This is a genomic window from Vibrio sp. V09_P4A23P171 (assembly GCF_963875615.1).
Lineage (GTDB): Bacteria > Pseudomonadota > Gammaproteobacteria > Enterobacterales > Vibrionaceae > Vibrio > Vibrio anguillarum.
This window is the reverse complement of sequence record NZ_CAWNMR010000001.1, coordinates 13870-28927: the sequence shown is the minus strand read 5'-3', so window position 1 is coordinate 28927 and position 15058 is coordinate 13870. Positions and strand designations below refer to the sequence as shown.

Here is a 15058-nt window from a genome sequence, read left to right as displayed (position 1 = left end):
AACGGAACATTTGTAGTGTTCTATTTCCAACATGCGCTTGGGGCTGATTCGTTGGTTGATTTCAATGTCATGACCTTATCGCTGGTTAGACATTCATCCTTGTCTTGGCCTCTGGTGCTCTGCGCCGTCGCGGTGATGGTGTAGCTACTGGTTGCGGAGCTGGCGACTGAAAACTGATAGCGTTCAGCATCGCTTTCACAGATGACGCAATTTCCCCCTGAAATGATCCCGCTCCAGTCATAACCCTTATCGTAGTGATGCTCCAGTTCCAGTTGAATTCTCCCCATATCGGCGAGTGCGGTGGTTCGGTGCCCTTTTAAAACGTGCTTGGTATAACTTGGATAAGCGATTGCAGACAGTACGCCAATAATCACAACCGCAATCAATAATTCGATCAATGTCATCCCGAACGACCGCCGGTTGTGGTTGTTGCATTTAGAATTTCGAATCATCACGTGGAGTTCCTTGTTGATTTACCCGCTATTTTTATTAGGTGATAGCATTCGCGCAAGGTGAATTTTGTTTCATATTTTAATTACATAGGAATTTGGGAAATGGCTCGCGGGTTTACTTTACTTGAGCTGCTTATCACGGTTTCCGTTTTGTCTATTTTACTCACGATAGCGGCTCCCAATTTCAAACAAGTCAGTGATACGCAAAAGATGCAACGTTTAGCGGGTGAGATTAATGGCTTGATGATGAGCGCCCGTTCGGAAGCAGTAATGAGAAAGCAGCCGCTATGGGCGCATATTGTCATGTCGGGTTCGGTTAATAGCCAAGGTGAATGGCAAATCGTGCTGACTAATTCAGGAACCTATCCCGGGGGGCAAGTGATTTCATCGCTATCGGGGCAACCTTATCGCAATATTGAATTGGGGGTGAATTACCCGTCAAATCAGATCCATTTTGAAGCCATTAATGGCCGAGCTGTAAATGGGAGCCTTGATTTTTCAACACACCAAGGTGCACTCAAATTCACGACCTATAGACCTTCAGGACGAATGCGCCTATGTGGTAATGGAGGAGACTATTTTGGTTTTAAGCAGTGCAGCTAACATACCGAGAGCAAAAAAGCATACCTATAAAGCTCATATCGCTGAAACCAAGCAGATGGGGGCAACGTTAATTGAGTTCATGGTGGCATCCATGCTTGGCTTGATTGCGATAGCCATTATTGGCTCTGTATTCATCACTGGGCAGAAGGTAGCGACCGAAAGAGGCAAGGAGCTACTGCTACTGCAACAAGTGACGGGCGCGCTGCAATACCTCAAACAAGATATTCAACGTGCAGGTTATGACGGCGGTCATGGTAACTCACTCACGTTATTGGATAGCGATGATATCGTTTTTGTTTCGGCTGACCAATCAACGCTTGCGTATGCCTACCTTGATGATACGGGGGCAACGAAACAGATCAGAAATGTTGGGTTTGTCATGACTTCTGGCGCGTTAGGTGTCTGTGACAGGCCGACGTCTGTGATTTCAGGGGCCAAAACCGTTTCCCAAGCGACGGCTGGTTGCTCTGCTATTTTTGATACTAACCAGATTAATGTGACTCATTTTCAAGCCCAGCGAGCATCATTAGCGGCGAATGGTGTGAGCTCAGCCTACATGACGATCTCTATGGCAGCAGAGTTGGTGGGGGATAGCCGTGTATCAACATCATTTGGAGTGGCAATAAAACAAAGGAATTGGCAGTAATGAAGCAAGCTCAGCAAGGCGCTGTAACGTTATTGATCACCACGCTTTTGTTGGTGCTCGCTTTAGTGGTGGCATTAGGCTCCTACCGTTCGCTCTTTTTTCAGATCAAACGAGCACAAAATGAGGTGCAAGCGAGGCAACAGCATTGGCGAGCAGAAGGGGGGCTTGAGTGTGGTTATAGCCATATTGTGAACAATAAAAATAGTTCAATTCCCAATAACCTCAATACCTTGTGTGTCGATTTAGAGTTAACGTACCTCTCTGCAGACCCTACTAACGCCAGTACACTTATGTCCCAGTATCAAATGACGACGTTGAAAAAGAACATTCTGTTTCAACGTGGGAGAAGTCCAGGAGCCATTCGTTCTACTTCAGACTTAATAGTGTTTGGCTCTACACTTATTTCTCCACCAGATCCCGGGCCCAAAAATAGTGATGGGAAATATGAATGCGCGGCTATCGCCGTTGCTAAATATGTTATTGCTACGGCGGGAGTGACAAATAATGGTGTTGGGAGTGCTATTCAAAAACCAAGCGCTGTTTTTGACAATAGTGCCGATTGCGCGCCGACGCATAAAACGAACAGTAGTTCACAAAGCGGTATTTGGAAAAATAGTAGCGGTCTTTATGAAGCAGTCGATGTCAAAAATGATATTTACCGAGATGAAACGCTAAACCCATTTAAAGATCTCTTTGGTTACGAACGGGGAGAATGGGAAAAAGCACGCGACGATACTGAATTTAAGTTCTTGAGTTACACAATGACCAGTGGTGATGTTGATTGTGTTTCGAAATTTAAAGGTGCTTTGGTTCTTGGTCAGCCCAATCAAGTATGGATTGATGGCAGTTGTCAACTGAACCAAGCATCGATTGATACAATGTCAACCATACAAAATGCTCATCCTGGGACTTACCTTTTTTTGCTGGTGCATAATGGCGTGTTAGGGATTCGAGGGAGTGGCAGCATTCAAGGGGTGCTCTTTCATTTTAACAGTGGATTTGCCGCTGATACGGCAAATTGGAATGGATTTGATACTGAACTCATCGCGGATCTCAATGCTAATTTTGATGCACCGATAAAAACATTGTACGGCAGCGCTACCACCTTGACGCCAAAGCACGCTACCTACTTACAGTCGGGATCTTTTCAATTTACCGGAGGAATGGCCTTTGATACCCAAGGTCAGATAGCACTATTTTATAACTCGCTACGTTTGCAATATAACAGTGATATTGAAAACAGCTTTTCCTTTTCGGTTCCACCTAGATGGCAAAAAGGTTCATGGAATGATCTCTAAGCAGCAAGGATTTAGCCTAATAGAAGTAATGATATCGTTTGTTCTAATTGGTGTTGGGGCACTGGGTTTGGTCAAATTACAAGTGTTGGTTGAGCAAAAGGCGGATTTTGCCGTTCATAGTATCGAAGCACTACATTTGGCCGAACAAAAGTTGGAATGGTTTCGTAGCCGTGGCGCTTCTGCCGCGATTTCTACTCTCACGCCAGCGAATTTTGATAGTGATATTGTTAACGGACAAGATCACTCACATCCCTTTTATACACTCAGTTGGTCAGTACCAACGGTCTCTTTATCGGGCTCACTGAAAACCATTTATATTGAGTCCTATTGGCATGATCGTCAGGGAAATAAGCAGTCGGTTGAGCTGAAAACCATGATTTCGCAGTTCAGTGAGTTTGATTAGCGTCTCGATGCTTATACAAAAATGAAATATTTGATTTTGCAAATTGGTTACTGATTTGTAGGAAAAAAGAGCATAAGAATGTGTTTGGATTGTTGTGGTGGAATGCTATTTTTGCAAAATATGTCCCCGTTTTTGTAAAAAACTGTAGAAGCTTGTGCTTTGGTTGAGGCTTTTTTATAGAATAACCGACGATTAATAGGTCAAATAAATTGATATAGGCCTACAGCAGCAACATCACATATGGAGTTACGAATGAGTAACCAAGTCGTAAAACAAGCACCATTTCCGAAGCCGAGCGGTATGGATCGCTTTTTAAATTTTATTGAACGTGCAGGAAATAAAATTCCTGACCCTGCGATTTTGTTCTTCTGGGCACTGATTATTGTTTGGGTTTCATCGGCACTGTTATCGAATGTGACATTTGATTTGACCAACCCTCGAACGGGTGAAGCACTGCAAGTTAATAACCTACTGACAGGTAAAGCGCTCGCGAGTTTTCTAGCCAATATGGTGACCACATTCACCAGCTTTGCGCCGCTAGGTATCGTGCTGGTTGCCATGCTCGGTGTGGGAGTGGCTGATTCTTCAGGGTTTATCACTACAGGCCTTAAGAAAATGCTAAATTTCACGCCAGCGAAACTACTAACACCGATGCTGATTTTGGTGGCGATAGTGTCGCATACGGCTGCTGATGCTGGTTATGTATTGGTTATTCCTCTGGGTGGGATTATTTTCCATGCGGCAGGGCGTCATCCACTGGCCGGTATTGCAGCCGCATTTGCTGGTGTTTCTGGTGGCTTTTCAGCGAACTTTATCCCTTCTGGTATTGATCCTTTGCTCGCTGGTTTTACACAAACCGCCGCACAAATTTTGGATCCTCAATACATAGTGAATCCGCTGGCGAACATTTTCTTCACGGGTTTATCTTCGGTGATCATCGTTGCGATTGGTTGGTATGTGACTGAGAAAATTATTGAACCTCGTCTAGCGAATATGCCTGTCGATGAAGATGCGGAAATAGCGCCTGATCTAGGAACATTCAGCGCAACGGAATCGAGAGCATTTCGTTTTGCTGGCTGGGCAATGGTGGTAGGTATTGCATTACTAGTAGCGGCTTTGATCCCAGAAAACTCAGCACTGCGTTCGCCTGATGGTGAGCTAACGGCCTTTTCTGCGCCAGTGATGAAGTCGATCGTTCCTTTGATTTTTATCTTGTTTATTATTCCGGGAATTGTGTATGGCCGAGTGGCTGGCACCTTTAAAAACAGTAATGACGTGATAAAAGCGATGTCTGGCACCATGGCTACGATGGGCGCATACATAGTGATGTCGTTCTTCTGTGCTCAGTTCCTATCAGCGTTTGGTCAATCTAATATTGGTACTATGTTGGCATTGTATGGTGCCGAAGGCCTAAAAGCGATGGACTTACCCGGCCAAGCAACGATTGTGGGGATGATTTTACTCACGGCTAGCGTTAATTTGCTGGTGGGTTCGGCCTCGGCAAAATGGGCATTGATTGGTCCAATTCTGGTACCTATGCTGATGGCGGTAGGGATTTCTCCCGAGCTATCGCAAGCGGCTTACCGCGTGGGCGATTCGGTTTCTAACATTATCTCTCCACTGATGGTCTTCTTCCCATTAGTCGTGGTGTATTGCCAACGTTATGTAAAATCGACGGGCATTGGCACCTTGGCTTCAATGATGATGCCTTTCTCCATTGCGATGCTGATTGGTTGGACGCTGTTCCTGCTCGCTTACTGGGCTTTTGGTATTCCGCTAGGGGTGCAAGCGCCTTACACATACAGCTTGTAGCGTTAACGTTATTTATCGAGTCTGAATTAAAAGCCCGCGAGTGTATCGCGGGCTTTTTCAATCTCATTTGTGCAGATGTTGCGCGTGAAATGCTAAGTGATCATCAATGAAACTTTGAATGAAAAAATAACTGTGATCGTAACCTTTATGCATTCTTAACGAGAGTGGGCTATTGCTCGCTTGTGCAGCGGCGAGTAAGCGTTCAGGTTTAAGCTGTTCGTGTAAAAACGGGTCTTCCTCTCCTTGGTCAACCAAAATGGGTAAGGATGATGAGTGAGTAGTGAGCAATTCAACCGCATCGTATTGTTTCCAATCTTGCTGGTTATTACCAAGGTAGTGGCGAAATGCTTTTTGCCCCCAAGGGCAGTGTATTGGGTTGCTTATCGGGCTAAAGGCTGAAATCGAGCGATAGCGTTGAGGGTTTTTCAATCCGATGGTTAACGCACCATGGCCACCCATACTGTGTCCTGCAATCGCTCGCTGTTGGTTTACGGGAAAATGTTGCTCTATTAAGGCTGGAAGTTCTTGCACAATGTAGCTGTACATTTGGTAGTGCTTATCCCAAGGCGCTTGAGTTGCGTTGAGGTAAAATCCTGCGCCAAGGCCAAAATCATACGCTCCTTGCGGGTCGTCAGGAACACCTTCACCTCTTGGGCTGGTATCGGCGGCAACAATCGCGATACCGAGCTTAGCCGCGCTTTGAAATGCGCCAGCTTTTTGCATGAAGTTTTCATCGCTGCATGTTAAGCCGGATAACCAATACAACACCGGAACCGATTGGTAGGCCGCTTGAGGTGGAAGATAAATAGCAAAACGCATACTGCACCCTAGTACTTGTGATGAGTGCGTGTACTGTTTATGCCAGCCTTCAAATACTTTGGCTTGGCTAATGTTTTCAATGTGCATAGCAAGTTTCCCCACCCAGCCCTTTAAGAAAAAAGGCTGGCTATTAAGGCTTATTGGTCAAAATGAATCACAGAACGAATACTTTCGCCTTTATGCATTAAATCAAAGGCTTGGTTTATATCCTCTAAACCCATGGTATGGGTAATAAACTCTTGCAAACCAAATTCGCCTGCCAGATAGCGCTCGACAATGTGTGGTAGTTCCGAGCGGCCTTTTACGCCGCCAAATGCACTACCACGCCATACTCGGCCCGTCACTAATTGGAAAGGGCGAGTTGATATTTCTTGGCCCGCGCCAGCCACACCAATAATGACCGATTCTCCCCAGCCTTTATGGCAGCATTCTAACGCTTGGCGCATTACATTGACGTTACCGATGCACTCAAAAGAAAAATCAACACCGCCATCAGTCATCTCAATAATCACTTCTTGGATTGGCTTAGTCAGAGTTTTCGGGTTCAGGCAGTCCGTTGCACCAAGCTGAGTAGCAAGCTCAAACTTACTCTCATTGATATCAATGCCAATAATACGGCTGGCACCGGCCATTCTTGCGCCAATAATGGCGGAAAGCCCGATGCCGCCTAGGCCAAAGATGGCCACAGTATCACCTTGTTTAACTTTGGCCGTATTAAGCACCGCGCCCATGCCCGTTGTGACACCACAACCGAGCAAGCAGACCTCTTCTAATGGAGCCGCTTTATTGACCTTAGCCAAGGAAATTTCTGGCAACACGGTATACTCAGAAAAGGTGGAGCAACCCATATAATGGAAAATGGGTTGGCCGTCTTTATAGAAACGTGTAGTGCCATCCGGCATTAATCCTTTTCCTTGCGTTTCACGTACTGCTTGGCACAGGTTAGTTTTACCTGATTTACAGAATTTGCATTCACCACACTCTGCGGTGTACAAGGGAATGACATGATCTCCTACCTCGACGCTGGTTACCCCTTCACCAATCCTCTCAACGATACCGCCGCCTTCGTGGCCGAGGATAACCGGAAAAATCCCTTCAGGGTCTTCACCAGATAGCGTAAAGGCATCGGTATGACAAACGCCGCTCGCAATAATACGCACCAACACTTCGCCTTTTTGGGGCAACATAACGTCAACCTCCTCGACTTTTAGTGGTTGATTTGGCCCCCACGCAATCGCCGCGCGAGATTTAATGAATTGATGTGATGACATAAGATTTTCCTTTGCACATTACTTGAAGTTTCAAGTGAGTTGGGGAGAGTGACAGTATATTCCCTTCTTGAAATTTGATAATCGGTCTAAAATAAGAATCACTTTTACTTATCAGTAATAATTAAGATGGCGAGTTGGGAAGGCATTCATGAATTTGTTGCGGTGGCTGAAACTGGAAGTTTTACCGCAGCAGCACATAAACTATCGACATCAGTAGCGAATGTCAGCCGACGTATTGCGCTATTAGAAGAGCGCTTGGCGGTAAAGTTGTTGCAACGTACCACGCGGCGAGTCTCCCTGACCGAAGCGGGTCAACTCTATTATCATCAGTGTCGGCAATTGGTTGAAGGCTTAGCGCAGGCTGATCTTGCTGTCACGCAGATGCAGCAAACGCCGTCAGGTTTACTGAAAGTGACCGCTCCGGTGACTTATGGTGAGCAGAAAGTCGCGCCTTTGCTGCATGAGTTTTTGCAGTTACATCCTCAATTGGAGTTGGAACTGATACTCACTAACCAAAAATTGGATCTGATTGCGGAAGGAATTGATGTCGCCGTACGATTAGGGCAGTTAGATGATTCGAGTTTTATTGGCAAAAAGTTATCCAACCGACAACTGTTTGTCTGCGCTAGCCCTGACTATTTGGTGAAATATGGCACTCCCTATTCATTGTCAGAGTTGGTTCATCACCAATGTTTACAAGGCACTATGAACTATTGGCGATTTAAGGATCAGCAACGCTCCCGTGAAATCGGTGTTAAAGGAAAAATTAAATGCAACAGCGGTGTGGCGTTATTGAATGCCGCGTTGCAAGGGATTGGAATCGTACAATTGCCCGACTATTATGTAGAGCCGTATTTGCTCTCGGGTGAGTTGCAAGAAGTGCTACATCAGTACCGAGATGATCGTGAAGGTGTATGGGCCTTATACCCACAAAATCGCCATTTGTCCTCAAAAGTTAGGCTGCTGGTGGATTTTCTGGCAGAACGGCTATCGTCCGCTAACGGCAAAGGCTAGTGAAAGAGAAAATAGGATATATGAATACACAGTTTACCGTTCAAGATCAAAAGTTTATGCGCCGAGCCATCGCGCTTGCCAATCTTGCAGAACAAGCAGGTGAAGTGCCTGTGGGCGCTGTGCTTGTTAAAGATGGCGAAATCATTGCTGAAGGTTGGAATGCCTCTATTGGTCAACATGATGCAACAGCGCACGCTGAAATTCAGGCTTTGCGTCAAGCAGGTCAACGGTTACAAAATTATCGTTTGCTTGATACTACCTTATACGTCACTTTAGAGCCCTGTCCAATGTGCGCAGGCGCACTGCTGCATAGCCGAGTCAAAAGGATTGTCTTTGGCGCTCCAGATCTCAAAGCTGGGGCGGCCGGTACGGTGCTGAATTTATTTGAAAGCCAAGCCTCCTATCATTATGCGACGGTCGATAAAGGATTGTTAGAAGAGGAGTGTCGGGAGCAACTGCAATCTTTTTTTAGACGAAGACGCGCAGAGATACAGGCAGAAAAACAGCGGAATAAGCAACAGAGTGATGGGCTTTAGCAAACATCCACTTTGAGTAGATGTTTGCCGCTGAAGGTTAAGCAGAGATTAATTGCATAAATGCACGGTTACGCCAGATAATTTTCTTTTTATTATTGGATAACATACGTTTACGACGGTTTGCTGCCACCGTTTTATTAAGGTGTTTTGATAGCTTTTTACGTTTAAGCATAAACAACCTCCTACTGCTGAGTTTTGACAATGATCCCTAATGGTTTAGGGTGCCTTATGACAATCTTAATCTGCCTTTATAGTGCAGGATTGTTACCATAATATGAAACTTAGAAAACGATCTTTTTCACGTTTTGATGTATGGGCTGCACACTTGGAAATCAAGTGTGCAATTTTCGTTCAACGTGGAAGATTTAGCTATTGTTATGCTTATTGAGCTATGGGGTCGAGATACTGATTATCCTGCGCCTCATCGGCCGATTCCATAGCTTCTAACGCGGCCTCCTCCTCCTCAATACTGATCACAACCAAATCATCAGTACCTGAACTATTGTCTATCTGCTTTTGTTGATCAACATGGCCAATAATACTTTGATAATAGCGACGAATATTTTCAACGTAGGCCTTGGCTTCGTCACCTCGCGCGTAGCCATATCGAGTCTGGCTGAAGTATTTCTTTTGTCTCAGTTGAGGGAGGCGTTCTTTGACTTCAGTCCATGAATCAGGGTTCGCACCTTGTTGCTTGGTTAAGCGTCTTGCATCCATCATATGCCCATAGCCGACGTTATAGGAAGCGAGAGCAAACCAAATTTTCTCATGTTCTGGGATGGAGTCTGGTATACGCTGTACCATCCGACGCAGGTATTCGACACCACCACGAATCGATTGTTCCGGATCGAGTCGATTGGCGACACCAACACTTCTTGCCGTAGGGAGAGTCAACATCATCATACCGCGGACCCCGGTGGGGGATTTAGCTAACGGATTCCAGTGAGACTCTTGATAAGCTAAGGCGGCAATCAATCGCCAATCAAACTCGTCAGAATATTGTTGGAAAAGAGGTGCCCATTTTGGTAAGCGGACATCGAGTGCTCTAATAAAGGCGCGCGTATCGACATAATCAAACGTGCCCACGTGACCAATATATTTCTCTTCCAAGGCCGCTAATTGACCAGATTGTTTAAGGTTGCCAAAAAACTCAATCATCAAGGCGTATAAGCTTTCATCTTCAGAACGACGCATATACCAAGCGATAGGCTGATCTTCAGTTAATTCAAAGGCGACGGCTAAGTCAGGGTAGATTCGCTGCGACAGCGAGACTTCGACCGAATCAGCCATGGTAAATAGCAGTTCGCCATTCGAAACCTGTTTTAAAAGGTCGTTAACGTCGGCGTTATTATTCACATTGTACTGAAACTCTGGGTAGGTCTGTTTAATGTCGCTGAGCGTATTTTCAAAGTGGGATTCATTCACGATAGAAAAAACGCTGTCACCTTCATGACCAGCAATCAGTTCCGGTTGTTTTTCCAGTAATTGTTTTAAATTTCTTGGACGCCAGTTGCCTTTCTTATAGACGACTTGTTGGCTGACATAGTAATAAGCGGGCCCTGTTCTGTACTCATTCAAGCGTTGATTCGATTGACTTAACCCTGCTGCAACAACGTCGATTTCCCCATTTTTCAGTGCAGGAAAGAGACTAGACAACCGATAAGCGGGTTTCATCTCTAGTTTAACCCCAAGCTGATTGGCAAATTCGCGTGCTAGTTCGTAGTCCAGCCCTGCAGGGCCATCTGGGCCAATGTAGTAGGAGAGTTGATTGTTCAACGTACCCACTCGCAATACGCCACGTTCACGAATATGGTCAAGCTCGCTTTTAGGATCTGAATCGATTTGGCAACCGACTACAAAAAGAGTGAGTAGGAAAATGGACAATGAGCGATGAAGCTGAATCAGATAATACTTTGGCATTTATGAGCGATCTCTTACATCAATTACTGCCTTTATATCAAAGGCGGCCATATTGGCAAAGTTTCAGATCAAAAACGGATGAAAAAGTGTCGGCGACCACGCTAATGTGGCTGTATTTCAAATTTGACAAAAAAAATGACGCAAACGGTTGCTTTTGGTGTTACGTCACAAAAAGAATTCCTTTATAATGAGTTCGAAATCACGAGGTGAAATTGGTATGTATTCAGTTTTCTTTTATTAACTTATTGTATTTTAATGATTTTGAATTCATTCCAATTACACCTCAACCCACTGTATAAGAGACCTAAGCACATGAGAATTTTGCGTGGCTCCCCAGCGCTTTCTGAGTTTCGTGTTAACAAACTCGTTGAACTTTGTCGTGAACAGCAACTGCCTGTATCGGGTATTTACGCGGAGTTCATGCATTTTGCTGATCTCTCTGCGGATTTAGACGCTCAATCCCTTGAAAAATTAGAGAAACTACTCACTTATGGCCCAACGATTCAAGAACATGAGCCACAAGGTCTTCTTTTACTGGTCACTCCTCGCCCTGGAACCATCTCGCCTTGGTCTTCCAAAGCGACGGATATTGCGCATAACTGTGGTTTGAATGAGGTGAAGCGCTTAGAGCGAGGTACGGCTTACTACATCGAATTAGATCGCGAACTTTCTCAACCGCAACTTGTTACGCTTTATTCACTGCTGTACGACCGAATGATGGAAGTCGTGTTTACCGATTTCGAATCAGCAACCTCACTGTTTAAAGTCGCTGAACCTGCTCCCGTAGCGTACGTCGACTTGCTGAATGGCGGCCGCTCAGCGCTTGAAAAAGCAAACGTTACCCTTGGGCTTGCATTGGCTGACGATGAAATTGATTATTTGTTCGAAAGCTTCGTCACTAAGCTTGAGCGTAATCCAACCGATATCGAATTAATGATGTTTGCTCAAGCAAACTCTGAGCATTGTCGCCATAAAATCTTCAATGCCGATTGGACTATTGATGGCGTTAAGCAAGATAAATCGCTGTTTAAGATGATCAAAAACACTTATGAAGTGACTCCTGATCACGTGCTGTCCGCCTATAAAGATAATGCTGCCGTCATGGTGGGTTCAGAAGTTGGGCGTTTTTTCCCTGATCCAGAGACACGCCAATATGGTTATCACCATGAAAAAGCGCATATTTTAATGAAGGTGGAAACACACAACCACCCTACGGCAATTGCTCCTTGGCCGGGCGCTTCAACGGGTTCCGGTGGTGAAATTCGTGACGAAGGTGCAACGGGTATTGGTGGAAAACCTAAAGCCGGGTTAGTCGGTTTTACTACTTCAAACTTGCGTATTCCTAATTTTGTGCAGCCTTGGGAAACGGATTTTGGTAAACCGGGGCGCATTGTCACGGCACTCGATATTATGCTGGAAGGCCCGCTCGGTGGCGCGGCTTTTAACAACGAATTTGGTCGTCCCAACTTGTTAGGTTACTTCCGTACTTACGAAGAGAAAGTTAACTCTCACGCAGGTGAAGAAGTGCGTGGTTATCACAAACCAATCATGATTGCTGGTGGGATGGGGAATATCCGCGACGAGCATGTGCAGAAAAAAGAGATCCCTGTTGGCGCGAGCTTAATTGTGCTTGGTGGTCCGGCAATGAACATTGGCCTTGGTGGGGGCGCCGCTTCTTCTATGGCATCTGGTCAATCTGCGGAAGATCTTGATTTTGCGTCGGTACAGCGTGAAAACCCAGAGATGGAACGCCGCTGCCAAGAGGTGATTGATCGCTGCTGGCAACTCGGTGAGGCGAATCCGATCGCCTTTATCCATGATGTGGGCGCTGGTGGTATCTCAAACGCATTGCCTGAGCTTGTTGATGATGGTGAACGTGGCGGTATTTTCCAACTGCGTGATGTACCTAACGATGAGCCGGGAATGAGCCCGCTTGAAATTTGGTGTAATGAATCACAAGAGCGTTACGTACTGGCTGTAGCGCCAGAAAACATGGCGCGCTTTGACGCCATTTGCCAACGTGAGCGCGCGCCTTATGCTGTTGTGGGCATTGCCACTGAAGAGCGTGAACTGAAATTGGAAGATTCACATTTCGACAATACGCCAATTGATATGCCGATGGACGTATTGCTTGGCAAAACACCTAAAATGTATCGTGATGTGAAGACGCTGAAAGTTAATAATCCAGCACTTGATCGCCGTGATATCGAATTGAACGAAGCGATTGATCGTATACTGCGTCTCCCTGCGGTTGCAGAAAAAACCTTCCTCATCACCATTGGTGACCGAACCGTCACTGGCTTGGTCGCTCGTGACCAAATGGTTGGTCCGTGGCAAGTGCCAGTAGCAAACTGCGCGGTCACTGCGGCAAGTTATGATACTTACCATGGCGAAGCGATGTCGATGGGTGAGCGCACGCCAGTTGCCTTGCTGGATTTTGGGGCATCGGCACGTTTAGCCGTGGGCGAAGCGATCACCAATATTGCCGCTACCCATATCGGTGATATCAAACACATTAAGTTGTCGGCGAACTGGATGTCACCAGCGGGTCACCCAGGTGAAGATGCTGGTTTGTATGAGGCAGTAAAAGCGGTCGGTGAAGAGCTTTGTCCTGCGCTCGGCCTGACTATCCCAGTGGGTAAAGATTCGATGTCGATGAAGACCAAATGGGATGAAAATGGCGAACAAAAAGAAGTGACCTCTCCGCTATCATTGGTGATCACGGCATTTGCTCGTGTTGAAGATGTACGTAACACCATCACCCCTCAGTTAAGAACCGATAAGGGCGAAACCTCACTGGTTTTGATTGATTTAGGTAATGGTAAGAATCGCTTGGGCGCAACGGCGTTAGCACAAGTCTACAAACAGTTGGGTGATAAACCCGCAGACGTAGATAATGCGGCGCAGCTTAAAGCCTTCTATGAAGCGATCCAAACCTTGGTCGCGAATCAGCAGATTATTGCCTATCACGATAAAGGTGACGGTGGTCTATTCGTTACTCTAGCTGAAATGGCCTTTGCTGGTCATTGTGGCGTGAAAGCCGATATCGCCGCGCTAGGTGATGATGCGTTGGCCGCGTTATTCAATGAAGAGCTGGGCGCAGTCATTCAAGTTCGTCACCACGATTTAGAAACGGTGATCTCGACGCTAACGGCGCATGGTTTACAAGCGTGTTCACACGTTATCGGTCGTGTTGACGCTTCTGATGAGTTAGCCATTACCGCTGGTGAACAACCTATTGTTGTGCGTAACCGCACCGAACTTCGCACCATTTGGGCTGAAACCACGCATAAGATGCAAGCGCTGCGCGATAACCCGCAGTGCGCGGACCAAGAGTTTGCAGCAAAACAAGATAACAGTGATAAAGGTCTTAACGTCAGTTTGAGCTTTGACGTGCAGCAGGATGTTGCGGCACCGTATATTGCTAAAGGCGTGAAGCCAAAAATGGCTATTTTGCGCGAGCAAGGGGTTAACTCACACGTTGAAATGGCGGCAGCGTTTGATCGCGCAGGCTTTGAAACAACCGATATACACATGAGCGACATCTTAACGGGTCAAGCGGTGCTTGACGAGTACCAAGGCCTCGTCGCATGTGGTGGGTTCTCTTATGGTGACGTATTGGGCGCGGGCGAAGGCTGGGCGAAATCAGTGCTGTTTAATGTACAAGCTCGTGAACAGTTCCAACGTTTCTTCCAACGTGAAGATACTTTCTCGCTAGGAGTGTGTAACGGCTGTCAAATGCTGTCGAATTTGAAAGAGTTAATCCCTGGTGCGGATTTATGGCCGCGTTTTGTGCGCAATGAATCAGAGCGTTTTGAAGCGCGCTTTAGCTTAGTGGAAGTGCAGCAATCTGATTCACTGTTTTTTAATGAGATGGCTGGCTCGCGCATGCCGATTGCGGTTTCGCATGGCGAAGGGCGCGTTGAAGTTCGTGATACGGCACATTTAGTGGCGATTGAACAATCAGGCACTGTTGCGCTGCGTTTTGTGGATAACAACGGCCATGCCACACAGCAATATCCGAACAACCCAAATGGTTCACCAAATGCCATTACAGGCTTAACGACTCAAGATGGCCGTGTGACGATCATGATGCCGCACCCAGAGCGCGTGTTCCGCACGGTAGCGAACTCTTGGCATCCTGATTCTTGGGGTGAAAACAGCCCATGGATGCGTATGTTCCAAAATGCACGTAAGAACTTAGGGTAACTCACCTTGTCGCCAGTGAGAGAAACGACTTAGTCTTGTTATTCCAGCCGCTGCAACTCAGCGGCTTTTTTGTTT

13 protein-coding genes are annotated in these 15058 nt (G+C 46.2%); 8 read left to right on the top strand and 5 right to left on the bottom strand.

Features of this window, described 5'->3' with window-relative positions; genetic code table 11:
• Positions 1-20: 20 nt before the first annotated feature.
• Positions 21-452 carry a type IV pilin protein gene (locus AACT23_RS00160; protein WP_026028109.1) on the bottom strand — a complete coding sequence of 144 codons (432 nt, stop codon included), beginning with the start codon at positions 450-452 and terminating at the stop codon, positions 21-23.
• A 102-nt stretch (positions 453-554) separates the two neighbouring features.
• Here AACT23_RS00160 and AACT23_RS00155 point away from each other — a divergent pair, with 102 nt between their 5' ends.
• The 5 genes from AACT23_RS00155 to AACT23_RS00135 all read left to right on the top strand — a co-directional run bounded on the left by AACT23_RS00155 (position 555) and on the right by AACT23_RS00135 (position 5214).
• Positions 555-1055, top strand: a complete 501-nt coding sequence (locus tag AACT23_RS00155) for a GspH/FimT family pseudopilin (RefSeq protein WP_017043370.1) — start codon at positions 555-557, stop codon at positions 1053-1055.
• Positions 1033-1701: a PilW family protein gene (locus tag AACT23_RS00150; RefSeq protein WP_094128274.1), complete on the top strand. Its 669-nt coding sequence runs from the start codon at positions 1033-1035 to the stop codon at positions 1699-1701. Before AACT23_RS00155 ends, AACT23_RS00150 begins: the two co-directional genes overlap by 23 nt.
• On the top strand, positions 1692-2999 hold the full coding sequence (locus AACT23_RS00145) for a hypothetical protein (RefSeq protein WP_013857426.1): 1308 nt from the start codon (positions 1692-1694) through the stop codon (positions 2997-2999). Before AACT23_RS00150 ends, AACT23_RS00145 begins: the two co-directional genes overlap by 10 nt.
• A complete protein-coding gene (locus AACT23_RS00140) occupies positions 2989-3402 on the top strand; it encodes a type IV pilus modification PilV family protein (RefSeq protein WP_017045593.1) in 414 nt (137 codons plus the stop codon). The genes AACT23_RS00145 and AACT23_RS00140 overlap by 11 nt, the downstream gene beginning before the upstream one ends.
• Positions 3403-3654: 252 nt before the next feature.
• Positions 3655-5214, top strand: coding sequence for an AbgT family transporter (locus AACT23_RS00135; protein ID WP_017045592.1), 1560 nt, complete (start codon positions 3655-3657; stop codon positions 5212-5214).
• 63 nt (positions 5215-5277) lie between these two features.
• On the opposite strand, the gene fghA is transcribed toward AACT23_RS00135, so the two are convergent.
• Positions 5278-6120: an S-formylglutathione hydrolase gene (fghA, locus tag AACT23_RS00130; protein ID WP_013857422.1), complete on the bottom strand. Its 843-nt coding sequence runs from the start codon at positions 6118-6120 to the stop codon at positions 5278-5280.
• 50 nt (positions 6121-6170) lie between these two features.
• Positions 6171-7304, bottom strand: coding sequence for an S-(hydroxymethyl)glutathione dehydrogenase/class III alcohol dehydrogenase (locus AACT23_RS00125; RefSeq protein WP_017045590.1), 1134 nt, complete (start codon positions 7302-7304; stop codon positions 6171-6173).
• A gap of 126 nt (positions 7305-7430) precedes the next feature.
• Here AACT23_RS00125 and AACT23_RS00120 point away from each other — a divergent pair, with 126 nt between their 5' ends.
• Both AACT23_RS00120 and tadA read left to right on the top strand, forming a co-directional pair.
• Positions 7431-8318, top strand: coding sequence for a LysR family transcriptional regulator (locus AACT23_RS00120; protein WP_017045589.1), 888 nt, complete (start codon positions 7431-7433; stop codon positions 8316-8318).
• A gap of 20 nt (positions 8319-8338) precedes the next feature.
• Positions 8339-8854, top strand: a complete 516-nt coding sequence (gene tadA / locus AACT23_RS00115) for a tRNA adenosine(34) deaminase TadA (protein ID WP_170888572.1) — start codon at positions 8339-8341, stop codon at positions 8852-8854.
• Positions 8855-8891: 37 nt separating this feature from the next.
• On the opposite strand, the gene AACT23_RS00110 is transcribed toward tadA, so the two are convergent.
• Positions 8892-9026: a hypothetical protein gene (locus AACT23_RS00110; protein ID WP_254917022.1), complete on the bottom strand. Its 135-nt coding sequence runs from the start codon at positions 9024-9026 to the stop codon at positions 8892-8894.
• A gap of 209 nt (positions 9027-9235) precedes the next feature.
• Positions 9236-10774: a membrane-bound lytic murein transglycosylase MltF gene (mltF, locus tag AACT23_RS00105; protein ID WP_094128271.1), complete on the bottom strand. Its 1539-nt coding sequence runs from the start codon at positions 10772-10774 to the stop codon at positions 9236-9238.
• 312 nt (positions 10775-11086) lie between these two features.
• Here mltF and purL point away from each other — a divergent pair, with 312 nt between their 5' ends.
• Entirely contained in the window at positions 11087-14983 is a 3897-nt protein-coding gene (gene purL, locus AACT23_RS00100) for a phosphoribosylformylglycinamidine synthase (protein WP_094128268.1), read from the top strand.
• Positions 14984-15058: the final 75 nt, after the last annotated feature.

Excerpts from the sequence above, each read along its gene's own strand:
- AACT23_RS00160 (WP_026028109.1), bottom strand. The coding sequence starts at position 452 with ATGATTCGAAATTCTAAATGCAACAACCACAACCGGCGGTCGTTCGGG.
- AACT23_RS00155 (WP_017043370.1), top strand. The coding sequence starts at position 555 with ATGGCTCGCGGGTTTACTTTACTTGAGCTGCTTATCACGGTTTCCGTT.
- AACT23_RS00140 (WP_017045593.1), top strand. The coding sequence starts at position 2,989 with ATGATCTCTAAGCAGCAAGGATTTAGCCTAATAGAAGTAATGATATCG.
- AACT23_RS00135 (WP_017045592.1), top strand. The coding sequence starts at position 3,655 with ATGAGTAACCAAGTCGTAAAACAAGCACCATTTCCGAAGCCGAGCGGT.
- fghA (WP_013857422.1), bottom strand. The coding sequence starts at position 6,120 with ATGCACATTGAAAACATTAGCCAAGCCAAAGTATTTGAAGGCTGGCAT.
- AACT23_RS00125 (WP_017045590.1), bottom strand. The coding sequence starts at position 7,304 with ATGTCATCACATCAATTCATTAAATCTCGCGCGGCGATTGCGTGGGGG.
- AACT23_RS00120 (WP_017045589.1), top strand. The coding sequence starts at position 7,431 with ATGGCGAGTTGGGAAGGCATTCATGAATTTGTTGCGGTGGCTGAAACT.
- tadA (WP_170888572.1), top strand. The coding sequence starts at position 8,339 with ATGAATACACAGTTTACCGTTCAAGATCAAAAGTTTATGCGCCGAGCC.
- AACT23_RS00110 (WP_254917022.1), bottom strand. The coding sequence starts at position 9,026 with ATGCTTAAACGTAAAAAGCTATCAAAACACCTTAATAAAACGGTGGCA.
- mltF (WP_094128271.1), bottom strand. The coding sequence starts at position 10,774 with ATGCCAAAGTATTATCTGATTCAGCTTCATCGCTCATTGTCCATTTTC.
- purL (WP_094128268.1), top strand. The coding sequence starts at position 11,087 with ATGAGAATTTTGCGTGGCTCCCCAGCGCTTTCTGAGTTTCGTGTTAAC.